The sequence below is a fragment of the Vibrio splendidus genome, assembly GCF_003345295.1.
GTDB lineage: Bacteria > Pseudomonadota > Gammaproteobacteria > Enterobacterales > Vibrionaceae > Vibrio > Vibrio splendidus_K.
Map to the genome: position 1 here is coordinate 1,956,635 of NZ_CP031056.1, position 14,389 is coordinate 1,971,023.

At 45.5% G+C, this 14,389-nt stretch carries 9 protein-coding genes; 5 read left to right on the plus strand and 4 right to left on the minus strand.

Annotated features, from left to right (window positions below; genetic code table 11):
- Positions 1-23: 23 nt before the first annotated feature.
- From DUN60_RS24290 to DUN60_RS24310, 5 genes are all read left to right on the plus strand, one after another.
- Positions 24-1,367 (plus strand): NCS2 family permease, encoded by a 1,344-nt coding sequence (locus DUN60_RS24290; RefSeq protein ID WP_017075241.1) that lies wholly within the window; start codon positions 24-26, stop codon positions 1,365-1,367.
- 262 nt (positions 1,368-1,629) lie between these two features.
- On the plus strand, positions 1,630-3,081 hold the full coding sequence (locus DUN60_RS24295) for a nucleobase:cation symporter-2 family protein (protein WP_114635736.1): 1,452 nt from the start codon (positions 1,630-1,632) through the stop codon (positions 3,079-3,081).
- A 159-nt stretch (positions 3,082-3,240) separates the two neighbouring features.
- Entirely contained in the window at positions 3,241-4,605 is a 1,365-nt protein-coding gene (locus DUN60_RS24300; protein WP_108099384.1) for an 8-oxoguanine deaminase, read from the plus strand.
- A 775-nt stretch (positions 4,606-5,380) separates the two neighbouring features.
- Positions 5,381-6,619, plus strand: coding sequence for an alpha-xenorhabdolysin family binary toxin subunit A (locus DUN60_RS24305; RefSeq protein WP_114635737.1), 1,239 nt, complete (start codon positions 5,381-5,383; stop codon positions 6,617-6,619).
- A gap of 151 nt (positions 6,620-6,770) precedes the next feature.
- Positions 6,771-9,167, plus strand: coding sequence for a hypothetical protein (locus DUN60_RS24310; protein WP_114635738.1), 2,397 nt, complete (start codon positions 6,771-6,773; stop codon positions 9,165-9,167).
- A 176-nt stretch (positions 9,168-9,343) separates the two neighbouring features.
- Here DUN60_RS24310 and DUN60_RS24315 read toward each other — a convergent pair whose 3' ends face one another.
- The 4 genes from DUN60_RS24315 to DUN60_RS24330 form a co-directional block, all read right to left on the minus strand.
- On the minus strand, positions 9,344-10,780 hold the full coding sequence (locus DUN60_RS24315) for an amidohydrolase (protein ID WP_114635739.1): 1,437 nt from the start codon (positions 10,778-10,780) through the stop codon (positions 9,344-9,346).
- Between the two features lie 269 nt (positions 10,781-11,049).
- Positions 11,050-11,658: a TetR/AcrR family transcriptional regulator gene (locus DUN60_RS24320; RefSeq protein WP_019826185.1), complete on the minus strand. Its 609-nt coding sequence runs from the start codon at positions 11,656-11,658 to the stop codon at positions 11,050-11,052.
- A 191-nt stretch (positions 11,659-11,849) separates the two neighbouring features.
- Positions 11,850-13,160, minus strand: coding sequence for a glycerate kinase type-2 family protein (locus tag DUN60_RS24325; RefSeq protein ID WP_114635740.1), 1,311 nt, complete (start codon positions 13,158-13,160; stop codon positions 11,850-11,852).
- Between the two features lie 318 nt (positions 13,161-13,478).
- Positions 13,479-14,375, minus strand: a complete 897-nt coding sequence (locus DUN60_RS24330) for a 2-hydroxy-3-oxopropionate reductase (protein WP_114635741.1) — start codon at positions 14,373-14,375, stop codon at positions 13,479-13,481.
- Positions 14,376-14,389: the final 14 nt, after the last annotated feature.

Below are 14,389 nucleotides of genomic sequence, written 5' to 3' on the forward strand. Positions count from 1 at the left end.
ACAACATAAAAGGACTTGCTGACATGAGTGAGAGTAAAACAGAAATACTCAACCAAGACGCGAATAACGGAATTTTAGAGAAACTCTTTAAAATTAAGGCCCACGGAAGCAGCGTGAAAGATGAATTAATGGGGGGTGTGACTACCTTCGCCACTATGGCTTACATTATCTTCGTTAACCCACAAATTATGGCCGCATCGGGTATGGATGCAGGGGCGGTATTCGTCGCAACCTGTATTGGTGCTGCGATCGGTTGTTTGTTAATGGGGTTATTTGCGAACTGGCCTGTCGGCCTTGCACCAGGCATGGGCTTGAATGCCTTCTTCTCATTCACGGTAGTAAGCGAAATGGGCTACACCTGGGAAGTGGCGTTGGGTGCGGTGTTTATCTCCGGCATCTTGTTTGTCGGGATGAGTTTCTACAAGGTTCGACAATGGATAATCGAAAGTATTCCGGTGAGTCTGCGCTATGCCATGACAGCGGGCGTTGGCCTATTTTTAGGTCTAATTGGCCTTAAAACAGCGGGCATCGTCGTCGAAAACCCAGCGACTTTGGTTTCTTTAGGGGATTTTACTAAACCTGAAGCTCTACTGGCCGCTATCGCCTTCTTGATCATCGCGGTACTCAGTGAGCGTAAAATATTTGGTGCCGTGTTAATCGGAATTTTGAGTGTGACTCTGGTCGGCATGATGCTTGGCTTAGTTCATTACAACGGCTTCTTCGCAGCGCCACCAAGCTTAGCGCCTACGTTCCTTAAAATGGACATTATGGGTGCGCTTGATGTTTCGATGATCAGCGTTATCTTGGCTTTCCTTTTCGTCAACATGTTCGATACCGCAGGTACTTTGATGGGCGTGGCTGAGCGTGCAAATCTGACGAACCCTGAGACAGGCAAGATCGAAGGACTAAGCAAAGCGCTGAAAGCCGACAGTATCTCAAGCGTGGCAGGTGCGTGTGTGGGTTGTCCGCCAGTCACCAGTTACGTAGAAAGTGCCGCAGGCGTTGCAGCAGGCGCGCGAACTGGCTTATCAGCGATTGTGGTTGGCGTGTTGTTCTTAGCGGCGATTTTCCTATCGCCACTTGCAGGCATGATCCCCGCTTACGCAACCTCTGGCGCGCTGATTTACGTAGCGTTCGTAATGATGAGCAGCATGCAACACGTTGATTGGAAAGACTTCACCAACGGTGCACCTGCAGCTATTACTGCCCTGATGATGCCACTGACATTCTCTATCGCAAATGGTATCGCACTGGGTTTCATTACCTACACGGTATTGAAATTAGCGACAGGCAAAACAAAAGACGTATCAATTTCGATGTACTTCCTAGCCGCGATTTTTGTCGCGAAGCTCGTGTTCATCGGTTAATTAAATCGTTCTTGAGCCGTCGCTTAGACATTCGGTCATTTAGAGATGGCTCAAGAATGAGTGCTTGGTTTGTTCACAAGCCAAGCTATTAATACACATGCTAGAACAACATTTTTAAGAAAAAGCTAATAGTGCTAATCAGCGGAGTGCAGACGCATTCCGCTCGGTTAGTGCACCTTTTTTATGACCCTACGCAGTTTGTAGAAGTCATTATTTGACCGCCAATCGCCTGTAAACGGAAACGCAGGCAGAGGAATATCAAATGAAACTTCTGTACACCCTAAATGAAAGACCGCCTCACGGCTTAACCTTCCTACTCGCATTACAGCACATGCTCGCCTCGATTGGTGGCATTGTGGCTGTTCCCCTCATTGTCGGCGCTTCTATCGGCCTACCTAACACAGAGATCGTCTCGCTGATCAATGCTGCGCTGCTGGCGTCAGGTATTGTGACCGTCGCTCAATGTCTTGGTTTCGGCCCTGTCGGCATTCGACTGCCCGTTGTGATGGGTTCAAGCTTTGCCTTTTTGGGTGTGGCGATTTCGATCGGTAACGAAGGTGGCGTCGCTGCCATTATGGGCTCGGCGTTGATCGGCTCATTTGTGGTAATTGGTGCCAGCTTCTATATGGACAAGGTTCGGAAACTGTTCCCGACCGTGGTAAGTGGTGTGGTGGTTACCTTAATCGGCTTAACCATTTTACCGGTTGCCATGAATTGGGTCGGAGACTCCCCTGCCAACACGGAGCAGTTCGCCACACTACCAAAGCTGTTTCTAGCACTGATCTCTTTGGGGATTGTGGTTGGCGTATCGGTTTATTGTAAAGGCGCGGTTGCCGCTTCTGCCATCGTGATTGGTTTAGCAGGCGGCTACATTGTGGCGCTATCACTCGGCATGGTCGACCTTGAGCAAATCAGCTCTGCCGCTTGGGTGGGTGGTCCTGAACCTTTCAAGTACGGCTTTACCTTTTCAGCCAGTGCCATCATCAGCATGAGTTTGGTGTACATCGTGGTTATCGCCGAAGCAACGGGGGACTTCATGGCATTGGGCAACAACTGCCAAACCCAAGTCAGCGGTAAAGACTTAAAACGTGGTCTATTGGGCGATGGCCTTGGTAGTACCTTGTCTTCCATTTTAACGGCAATGCCACTGGCGTCATTCAGCCAAAACGTCGGTATTGTTGGTATTACAGGGGTAGCAAGTCGCTATGTAGTGGCTGCAACAGGCGGTTTACTAATTTTAGGCGGTTTATTCCCGAAATTAGCCGCAATTGCCGTCACGATTCCGAAACCTGTTTTGGGTGGTGTGGGCTTTGTGATGTTCGGTATGATTGCTTACGCGGGCATCCGCATGTTGATCAAGGCCGCAGACACCAAGCGAAATGCCTTGGTAATCTGTGTTGGTTTGGCGTCAGGCTTGGCGGTAACTTTCGAACCAAGACTGCTGCAACACTTACCGCATGACTTGGCGAACTTCCTGCACTCTGGCATAACCACGGGCACCATCATGACGGTTCTGCTAAATCTTGTGTTACCAAAATCATCAAAAGCTGAAGAACAAGAAGCGTTAGCCGAGAGCCAAGCGCAAGTTGAACTAGAAATGAAAGAACAGGCTGAAGAAGAACTGCACTCAGACGAGCAATTAGAGATTCAACAAGCAAGTACAGAAGCAGACGTTCAAGCGGCATCAGAAAATCCTGAGCCGAAAACGAACTAGCTGATTCTCGAACTAACGTAAAACCGATTTTCACAGAATTAGGGAATGATTAGAGCGTTGAACGTTTTAACGCCCCTGATTCGAATTTATCTATCAACAGCAAATACCAATAAAGACCCTCTTCCCTGAAAAGGCTGAGATGGCTAAGGACTACTATGAATGGAAACCATCTGGATTAAGAATCCTCTCGCAATCTACACTGGCTCACTGGCTGATGCAGAAGGCGGTATTGTCATTAAAGGTAATACAATCATTGAGCTGGTTGGCAAACACAAAGAACCAACCTTACCCGTAGATTACAGCGTCGACGCCTCTCGTCATGTTGTGACTCCTGGGCTTATCAATGCGCACCACCACTTCTATCAAACCCTAACCCGTGCCTACCCCGGCGCACTGAATAAAGAACTCTTCCATTGGTTACAGAGCCTCTACCCAGTTTGGGCTAACCTCGATTCTGAGATGATGAGCCTAGCTACAGAGTTGGCGCTGGTTGAGTTGATGATGTCGGGTTGTACTACAGCTTCCGATCACCATTACTTGCTACCAAACGGGCTTGAGCACGCTATTGATTTGCAAGTCGAGGCCGCAGAGAAACTGGGTGTAAGAGCCATATTTACTCGAGGTTCCATGAGCCTAGGGGAAGATGAAGGTGGGCTACCTCCACGACACACCATTCAAACTGAACAAACCATCATTGATGACAGCCAACGCTTAATTCGTGATTACCACCAGCGTGATGAAGGGGCGATGATTCAAATCGCACTCGCCCCTTGTTCGCCGTTCTCAGTCACCACCGATCTAATGAAAGAAACCGCTAAGATCAGTGAGCGTGAGAACGTGATGATGCACACCCACCTATGCGAAACCTTGGATGAAGAAGACTTCTGTATTGAGAAGTTTGGCTTACGCCCTGTCGATTATCTCGAAGATGTGGGCTGGTTGAATGAACGCACTTGGCTTGCTCATGGTATTCACTTCAACCCGGAAGAGATCAAGCGTTTGGGTAAAGCAGGCATTGGCATTAGCCACTGCCCGACGTCCAACATGATGCTGGCTTCTGGTATTTGTAAGAACAACGATCTTGAAGCCGCTGGCGTAAAAGTCGGGTTGGGTGTTGATGGTTCAGCTTCCAACGACGGCTCCAATATGATTGCCGAAGTACGTATGGCGATGTACTTACAACGTCTGCAATATGGCTCTGCCAATGTTTCACACTTCGACGCACTGCGTTGGGCGACATCGGGCTCGGCTCGCGCAATGGGCAGAACCGACATTGGTACGTTAGAGGTCGGCAAACAAGCCGACATCGCAATGTTCAAGCTCGATGATATTCGCTTCTCTGGTAGCCACGATCCACTCGCTGCATTACTACTTTGTGGTGCTCAACAAGCGGATAAAGTAATGGTAGCCGGAAAATGGCGAGTTAATGATGGTGCCGTTATTGGCGTAGACATGGAGCAACTGATGCACCGCCACCATGCTGCTGCAATGAAGCTTGGTAAATTGGCGATGAATAACCATTAGTTGAAACACTTGCCCATCAAACACTGCAAGCCAAAGCGAGTGGCTTTGATGGGCAAACCTCCATAAACGTCCACAATGATTCGAAAACACCCCAAATCATCCCAAAAAAATGTAAACCTGATGCCTCTCAGTCTATTTATCAATCTATTTCCTAATTAATTTCGACTCAATATACCAAAAACATAAACCGCTAATAATTAAATAAAACCTAATTTAACTCTATCTAATATAAGATTGACTAATAAAACATTCACTAATAAAAAATCACTCATAACCCCTTCGGTAAATATCAAATCACCCGTACATTATTTGGCACAGATCAAATTTAAAACGTTCGTTCTATTTATATATTCATCAAATTAATCAACAGATTTAGTAATAATACGAATAATGGCGATAATTATATTTTTATCATTTACCACCTTTATGAATAGAATGAAAACCTCTCGAGACCTTTCCATACCTAGCCTGACAAAAGAACCAAAACTAATGATTCAAATATCATTAAATTCAATAGATCAACAAACGATCAATATGAATCCAAATGTGTGACCTAAATAGAACTTTTCATTATAAATCTGCTATAGATTGGCCAAATCTTATAAAAACAAAAAACACATTAAAGAGGTTAATTTTAAAGAACAAAAAATAATCACAAAAATAACAATATTAAAATATTCAATAACCCTTCATAAATATTTAAAAATACCATCTAAATGGTAGGGGGATTATTGAATTTGCAAAAAGCTAATAACAAATCTAACAGGGCTAAATAATGAAAAAAATCACAAAAACACTCGTATTATCTTCAATTTCGATTGGGCTACTTTCCTCTTTTGCACTCACTTCTCAAGCAGCTCCAGTTCAAATCAACCAAGCGTCAGCTGAACAAAACATACCTCAAGTCACCTACGACACAATCATCGGTGAAAATGGGGTCTTTATCGATCTAGAGACCGACAATTTTATTCTTAAGCAACAAGAGTGGTATCAAATCCAAGCGTATGTCGAAGGCGCTTTAGCGCTGCCGGTGACAGAAGCCAGTATGAAATCTACTTTAAGTATTCCTAACGACATTCCTTTCTCTAATTTCCAAGCACTGGTTCAGCAATACTCAAATATTCACGATACCGCCTTTTATTGGAAAAAAGATCTTTATCCAAGCATCGTTGGTCTTTCATTAAGCTTGGCCAATTACGTCCAAATTAAAGACTACATGCTTAACCCACTTAGCGATGCTTTGAATGAAATGTTGGCCAAAGCATTCTCGCCGCTCCCGGAAGATATCGAAGCGGTAGAACGCAATAGAAAGGTGGCGATCGCTTACCTGAAAAGCCTGCAGAGTTTTTCCATGAGATACCAACAAGAAGTGTCTGACGTTGGCGGTAACCTATTAGAATTTTCAGCTACATTAGATACACAAAAATTGCAGTTAGATGTGTTGGAAGGCACTCACAACGGTTACCTAAGCGACGATGGCAGCGCGCTTCAGCAGCGAGTGAATGACATCAATGCGCGTATTACTCAACTCAACAAAGATTACACTCACTACGTTACGGTCGCCTCTACCGCGGTGACTTATGCATGGTTCCCTCTGGTTGCAGGACCAATCATGGGCGTATACGGCGATAAAGCAGAAAAAGCGCGTAAGCTTCGTAACGAATTACAAAACGAAGTAAAAGAGCTTCAAGAACAGTTAACTTACACACAGAAAATATATAACTCTTATCATCGCTCTTCAGAGAGTATCGATATGATTTCTCAACAAATAGAAAATGCGATTCCACATATTAATAAGCTGAAACTAAATTGGCAGAAAATGAATGCCGACTTTACTTCACTGCTCGTTGCCTTAGAACAAGCCCAGAATAATGCCGACATCATGAAAGACGACGCAATGCTAGGCGCAATAGGCGCTCTTGCCAATACAACGGTTGCAGAAAGTAACTGGAGTAATATTAGTGAGAAAGCAAAAGCGTTCGCAAACAATGCATATATCCAAGAAATGGAATAGTCCATAGACCTCTCGATCATATAAAAACACAAAAAATATAACGCAATAGCCAAAAATATATCCCTAACAGAAAGCCACACCTTATCAAAATTAAGGTGCTGGCTTCTGCTACCCAAAATTTGGCAAATACTAATTTCGACAGGACATCAATATGAGACTTCTACCTATTATTATTTCTCTTTCATTCTCTCCACAGGCTTTTTCTAGCGATTGGCTTGAACTGAACAATTTACCCAATTCAACCGAATACCCAACTTGGGTTCAATCGGCCTATTCCGATGTTGGCGTTCTATCTCGTTCCACATCCGATTTACACATCAACCTCAGTGATTGGATAGCAGAACAAAACCTTTACGTCACTCAACCCTCAAAAATTGTCGTTTTTGCAGATACCATTGAAATTCCAGAGAATTTCAACTTGCTTGTAAACAACCAAAACATCCTTATTTTTGCGCGAAAAATCGTTGGTCAAGGCACGCCGACGTTTGTGCTCGGACAGCAAGGCTCTGCAGCCTCAATTTCTGTGATTGCCGGCGAAATAGAAACACCGATTAATGTGCTCGCTTTCCAAAGCGATGGCAGCATTACACGAGACGCCCTAACAGGAAAAACTGGTGATGGCGAGTCCGTGGTATTGGCAGGAGAACACTACCGAAGAACGACCATTGACTCGAACATTACTGGGCAAATGAAACTGGCTACTGAACCTTTTACAGACATTGTTAATCGCTCGTTTGATATGGCAGCCAGCTTATACGATACCAACCCAAAGCTTAGCCTCGACCTCATCAACTGGATTGAACAGAGCTTGCGTTACTCAGGTTCAGTGGTTGAAGACGATCCGATTCTTTCCGACCTTTACCTACAAACGGTCGCGTTCAAGCAATTCATTAGCTTCAGCACCAAAGAGAGCAATTACGTTCCTTATCTCGACAAGGTGTTATATCAAGATAAATACGAAGCCTATTTGAACGCTATGATCGCGTATCAAACTCAATGGGACATTATTCAAGATAGAAACACGGTCATTGAAGACAAGATTGAAGCCGCCAAGTTAGCACTTGCTAACATCGAAGACGTTCTACGCGCTCAGAGTTCGATCATCACACAAACCCAATCCAACATAGACAAGATAGGCGATAGCCTGACCGAGGTCGATAGCCAATATAAAGCACAAGAACTGGTCACTCTCAGTTCAAGAACCACTTATTTAGTTGGTGTCGAGAATTGGAAAACCCAACAACAACTCAATGCGGCTCTAGCAATATTCAAAGCAATAGCCGAAATTGGAAGTGCCGTGAGTGGGGTATTCACAGGCAACCTTTCTGGTGTGAATGACCTAACCGAGCAATTGGCTAAAACACCTGAAGCATTAGAAAAAGCGAAAAACCTCGTCACCAATATCAAGTCCGTCACAGGCATTATTGATAGCGTGACCAAAACGATTTCTGGCATTTCTCAGTTAACCGCGGATATTAAATCAACCATCAAGCTCCAGAAGGTATCTGAAGCGATGGATGGCTTTAACTTCAACATCCCAACTATCAATGAAAGCAATCTGGCGTGGGATCTGATGATCACCGAGATCCGCAGCAACTTAAGATATGCCGATAGCTTAGGTATCAAAGGATCAAGACAATACCTACTCGAACTCGAAAAGCAGGTTCTGCTCGGTAAGGCAATTAACATCACGCAGCTTAACTTTGCTCACGAGCAAGCGAAGTTGGTAGACCTCTTACTCACCAATAATGTGACTATCAATCAACAACAAAGATTGAACGATGCGATCGAGGGTTATCAAGTAGACACCGACAGCTTCGATTCGATTGAACGTGAACTATCACGAGTATTGATGCACTTTAAGCGTCCGATGTTCGTTGCTTTGTCTAACTATGTTCAGGCATACGAATATTGGGCATTGAAGCCAAGCGAAGTTACGCCTTCTCTGAATAAAAGCTACTTGGACTACCAATTTGATTTGGCTACTGTCGAAAGTGAGTATGTAAATGCTCTGTCTTCTTTCCAACCAGCACCACAAGATTTCACCATCGACAACTACACCATTTCTAGCCCCGAGCAACTAGAGAGCTTTGCAACAACCGGACAACTAAACTTCACCATTCCATTAGAACAAGTCCAATTGTGTTCGTTTGACCGCGTTAGGCTTTCCACGGTACGAGTGTTCTTAGAAGGGGAAAACTTACCTTATGGCAAGCAACTCAACTTACGAGTTTCCAGTTCGGGTAATTATTTAGACCGATATGAGAACAAGGACTATCAGTTCAGTTCTAACCCTGTTTCACGCGCGTTCTATTACCGCCTAGATGATCCAACAACCAACGATGTTAGCATCATCACCGATGGTGCCGTGGCGAATAAATTCGAATACGCCTACTTCCAACCCACTCCGTTTTCATCATGGAATGTCACGCTCAACAACTTTGATAAAACTGAGCAAACGAACAACCAGTACCTAAAAGATGTCGAACAAATTCGAGTCGAGTTCTTAGGTAGCGGTATTCCTAACGGCAACAGTTGCTCCAATTAGCTAAGTACTATTTTAATTAACCGAAGCCTTGCTTTAATTAACCAAGCGTTGCTTTCATCCAAAGAACTGAGGTTCAAGGAGTAAGGTGCTGGAGGAGTTCGTAACAAAAAGGCCGACATGATGTCGGCCTCTCTTGTTTATTCATTCTATTCGATTTTTAGAATCCGGTTTACGCACTAATCCATCAAGCTCTTCGACTTGATCGCCTTCTTAGAAAGCTCTTTGGCAAACGCTTTGATATCTGTTTCAAACTCATCGACGCTTTGGCGGATTTCATCCAGTTGAACCGTCTGCATCACGCGGTTTTCCATTACGATTTGACCGTTAACGATAGTGGTGTCGATATTGCTTGGGTTCGCTTGGTAAACCAATGTCGCGTACGGGTCATAGCTTGGCATCATGTTCGCCGATTGTGTCTCTACAATCACGATATCTGCTTTCTTTCCAACTTCAAGAGAACCGATTTGATCTTCCATGTGCAAAGCTTTCGCACCGCCTAATGTCGCCATTTCAATCACTTGCTCAGGAATCATGATGGTGCGGTCTGAATGCTTTAAGCGTTGCATGTTCGCTGCGTAACTTAGGGTACGCATGATATCGACTTGGTTCGAGCTCATTGGGCCATCGGTTCCCAAACCAATACGCATATCAGCTCGGTACATTTCCCACGCAGGAGCTATTCCTGTCGCACCTTTGGCGTTCGCCATTGGATTATATGAGATACCCGCATCAGCCTGTTTCAATAGCTTTTGGTCATTCTCTGAAAGGTGAATACCGTGAGCAATCACTACGCGCGCATCAAGCACACCGATTTCATCCATGTATTCAACTGGCGATGTCGCTTTGGTTTCGTCTTTGATGCGCTTTTCTTCATTCGGGAACTCAGCGACGTGAATCAGCACTGGCACATAGTATTGAGCCGATAGCTTATTAATTTCTTGAAGCTTATCTTTACTCACGGTGTACACCGCATGTGGCGCATACGCCGGCGTGATTAGCTCATCGTTTTTGTACTGCTCGATAAAGCCTTTGGCATACTCAATCCCACCGTAAGGTTCTTTGGCATCGACCACCGGGAACTTAATCACGGTTTCGCCCAACACGGCGCGCAAGCCAACTTCTTTGGTCGCCTTCGCCATCTCATCCATGTGGTAATACATATCGGCATAAGTGGTCACGCCGCTTTGTGCCAGTTCGATGCTGCCTAGCTTAGTCGCGTTGTAAATCAGTTCACGGCTTAACTTTTCGGCTTCTAGAGGGAAGAAGTAAGCAAACAGACGATTCGAGATGCCCTCTTCCCCTAGGCCACGAAACGCGATCATAGGTAAATGGTTGTGAGCATTGACCATGCCCGGCATGACGATTCCATCTTGAGCATCAATCACTTTTTCTGCGCGATATTGAGTCATTAAATCCTCGTTACCGACTGCGATGATCTGATCGTTTTTCACCACTACAACGCCATCTTCAATCACATCCATTTTTGAATTGATCGTGAGAACCTGTCCATTGGTGATGATCAGATCGGCGTTGTATGTTTGCGTCGCGACCGTCGAACCACAGCCTGCCAGTAGAACTGTGCTGATGGTGCATGCCAAGCTTTTGAGCGTCATTGCTAAACCTATATGTTGTGCGTGTAATTTTGTTAATAGCTTCACTTTGCCGTTCTGAGCTATTCACTTTTAAAAACAATAAGTGCCGCTAATTTTTGCGACACTATAACCTGTTATTTAAATAAAATGGCATACCTAATCGAACCGAATTAAAGTTAAATGAGTTATTGCACAACGGGTCACAAAAAGTGGCTTTACGCTTGTCGTCGCTCATGTGCAAAAACGAAAAAGGCCTGCAATCGCAGACCTAAATAAACGTTCAAACAACGTTAGCTTTTCACCCCACACCCTTTAATCACTAGCTGGGTGATGAATTCAGCGGCATCTTCATAGTCTTTATCATCGAGCTGATCTTTCTGCATCACGCTGCAAATCTGCCAGCCAAAATCGGCGTAAGTTTGAGTCGCCGCCCAAATGGTAAACATCAGGTGGTGTGCAGGAACGTCATCCATTAAGCCTTGTGCTGACCAAGTTGAGAACTTATCGAGGATCATCTGGGATTGCTTATACAGTTCGTCACCAATCTCTTTCGGCAATACTTTAGCGCCAGACATCACTTCGTTAGCAAATACCTTAGAGGCGTGCGGATGATCGCGAGAAATGATCAGCTTGGTTTGAATATATTGAGACAAGGCTTCAACAGGGTCGCTGAGCTCTTCAATCGGACGTGACGCTTCCAGTAAGGGCTGAGTGACGGTTTCTAGAACGGCATTGTAGAGCTTATCTTTGGAGCTGAAATAATAGAATACATTAGGTTTAGGGATGTCGGCCGCTTTCGCGATATCAGCCATTTTTGTTGCGGCATATCCATGAGTAGCGAATTGCTCACACGCGACTTCGATGATTAAATCTTGATTCTTTTGTCTGATCCTAGACATGTTGCATCCTTTACAGCTCATTACTAAAGCCATAGTAATCAACGTGCTTCATTAGTCCAGAAGATAATCTCAGAACTCGAGGTCACAACATTGATAGCAATAAAATGGTCGCTCTTATGTGGGGAAAAGCGACCATTCAATAGTATGCGTTTTCGAACTTTATGGTTTTAAGTCTATTCGAACCGTTCAGTTTAAAGAATCAATATTGCGCGGAAGTCATTCACGTTGGTTAGCGTCGGCCCTGTGGCCAACAGCACACCGACTTGCTTAAAGAAGTCGTAGCTATTGTTGGCATCGAGATAGTCTTGCGCTTTAAGCGACAGGTTCGAACCTTGTTGCCATGTTTGAGGCGTGATCCACGCACCTGCATTATCTTCAACACCATCAATGCCATCAGTATCAGCCGCCAGAGCGAATATTTTTTCCTGCCCTTTTAACTCGTTATACAAGCTTAAAAGGAACTCACAATTACGCCCACCGCGACCATTGCCTTTAACGGTTACTGTGGTTTCGCCACCGGAAAGTATCACGCAAGGCGTCTCGAATGGGTGCTTGTGATTGGCCACTTGCTTGGCCAACGCAGCATGAACCTTCGCTACATCTCGAGCTTCCCCCTCAATGCAGTCACTCAGCACATAGGCAGGTATACCTAAACCTTCGGCCTCTGCCGCGGCTGCTTCCAATGCCGACATCGGCGTGGCAATAATATGGTGCTCTGCGTTTTTCCAACAAGCATCATCCGGCTTCACGGTTTCTGATTCTGGACTATTTAACCATTCAAATGCCGAGCGTGGTGTTTCTATCTGGTAACGTTCTAAAATTGCCATCGCATCAAAACGTGTCGTGGTGTCGGGTACGGTTGGGCCAGAGGCAATCACACTGATGTCATCGCCAGGTACATCTGAAATCGCTAAAGAGACTACTCTTGCTGGATACACAGCTTTCGCTAGTTGCCCACCTTTGATAGACGATAAGTGTTTACGCACACAGTTCATCTCATCAATGGCTGCGCCCGACTTAAGGAGCGCCTTATTGATTTGTTGCTTCTCTGCCAAGCTAATGTCGCCGCCGGGTAGACTTAACAAAGCAGAGCCACCGCCAGACAGTAGGCAAATAACCGTGTCGTCAGCACTCAGGCCACTCACTAATTCCAGCATACGTTGGCTCACTTCTAAGCCCATCGCATCCGGGACGGGGTGCGCCGCTTCGATCACCTCAATGTGTTCGCAAGGTGCGGTGTGTTCGTAGCGGGTCACGACGAGGCCTTCAAGGTCACGCAGTGCGAGATCTTGCTGTTGCTTAACCTGCCAGACGGCCTCTAGCTCAGCGGCCATCGACGCGGCGGCTTTTCCTGCGCCAATTACCACAGTTCGCCCAGCTTGGTTAGCTGAGCGGTAAAAAATGTCTTGAGGAAGAAAAGGTTCGATGTGATTTTTAGGTAACGCCTGATTAACAGCACTTGAGAAAAGGGTTTGCAGAAACTGCTTAGCATCAATGTCCATCAGCCACTCCTTAGTTGACGGAGAAAAAAAGAACCCCGATACAAGGCCAAAGGGTGCCTGCTAAGATCAAGTTGGAAAGGAACAACTTCAACCTCTGCCTCGTATCAGGAACGCGTATAAAAGGAGACGAAACTACGCGATTTATAAACAAACTGTTTGAAACTGTTGGGCTAGCACGTCGCTGTTCTATCGAAGCCTGAAAGTAGATCTACTATTCGACATAAGTGCGAGTAAGCCCGTATTCATTAGCTTTAACCCCCTAGACAAGTGATAGGCGAAAAAGCTAATGAACTGAGACGGATTAATCGTTGAAAGAGATTAACGAATCGAGTGGTCAGAACGTTTCTCAATCGCTTGGATAAGCGCAGAATGGTCCCAACCTTCTCCACCCATTTCGGCGCACTCGCCAAACAACTCTTGAGCGTTAGCCGTGTTCGGTAGTGCGACACCCAATTCTTGAGCGCCCGTTAGCGCTAAGTTCAGGTCTTTCTGGTGAAGCGAAATTCTAAAGCCAGGGTCAAATGTGCCTTCAACCATACGCTCACCGTGCACTTCCAATATCTTCGAGTTAGCAAAACCACCCAATAGAGCCTGACGAACTCGTGCTGGATCAGCGCCTGCTTTCGAAGCAAAGACTAACGCCTCAGACACCGCTTCAATATTCAGCGCCACAATGATCTGGTTCGCGACCTTACAGGTTTGGCCCGCACCGTTGTCGCCTACTAGCGTGATGTTCTTACCCATGATTTCGAACAGAGGACGAGCTTTATCAAACGCGTCTTGCTCACCGCCCACCATGATAGTCAGCGCAGCATTAATCGCGCCTACTTCACCACCTGATACCGGAGCATCAAGGTATGACGCGCCGCCTTCGTTGATTCGAGCTGCGATTGCTTTGGTTGCGATTGGCGAGATCGAACTCATGTCGATAACCAGTTTCCCCGTTGCGCCACCCGCCGTTAGGCCTTTCTCAACACCGTTGTCACCAAACAGGACATCTTCAACTTGTGGTGTATTCGGCACCATTAAGATAACGATATCTGCTGCTTCAGCCGCTTCCGCTGGTGAATGACAGACCGTTGCGCCCGCTGCCACAAGGTCGGCAGGTGTTGCATTAAAGTGATCCGACAGAATCAAATCGTGACCTGCTTTTTGAAGGTTACTCGCCATAGGTTTACCCATGATGCCAGTTCCGATAAATGCAATTTTAGACATGTTGTTCTCCTTAA

Bases quoted from the DNA above. Each gene is read 5' to 3' on its own strand.
- DUN60_RS24290 (WP_017075241.1), top strand. From the start codon at position 24: ATGAGTGAGAGTAAAACAGAAATACTCAACCAAGACGCGAATAACGGA.
- DUN60_RS24295 (WP_114635736.1), top strand. From the start codon at position 1,630: ATGAAACTTCTGTACACCCTAAATGAAAGACCGCCTCACGGCTTAACC.
- DUN60_RS24300 (WP_108099384.1), top strand. From the start codon at position 3,241: ATGGAAACCATCTGGATTAAGAATCCTCTCGCAATCTACACTGGCTCA.
- DUN60_RS24305 (WP_114635737.1), top strand. From the start codon at position 5,381: ATGAAAAAAATCACAAAAACACTCGTATTATCTTCAATTTCGATTGGG.
- DUN60_RS24310 (WP_114635738.1), top strand. From the start codon at position 6,771: ATGAGACTTCTACCTATTATTATTTCTCTTTCATTCTCTCCACAGGCT.
- DUN60_RS24315 (WP_114635739.1), bottom strand. From the start codon at position 10,780: ATGACGCTCAAAAGCTTGGCATGCACCATCAGCACAGTTCTACTGGCA.
- DUN60_RS24320 (WP_019826185.1), bottom strand. From the start codon at position 11,658: ATGTCTAGGATCAGACAAAAGAATCAAGATTTAATCATCGAAGTCGCG.
- DUN60_RS24325 (WP_114635740.1), bottom strand. From the start codon at position 13,160: ATGGACATTGATGCTAAGCAGTTTCTGCAAACCCTTTTCTCAAGTGCT.
- DUN60_RS24330 (WP_114635741.1), bottom strand. From the start codon at position 14,375: ATGTCTAAAATTGCATTTATCGGAACTGGCATCATGGGTAAACCTATG.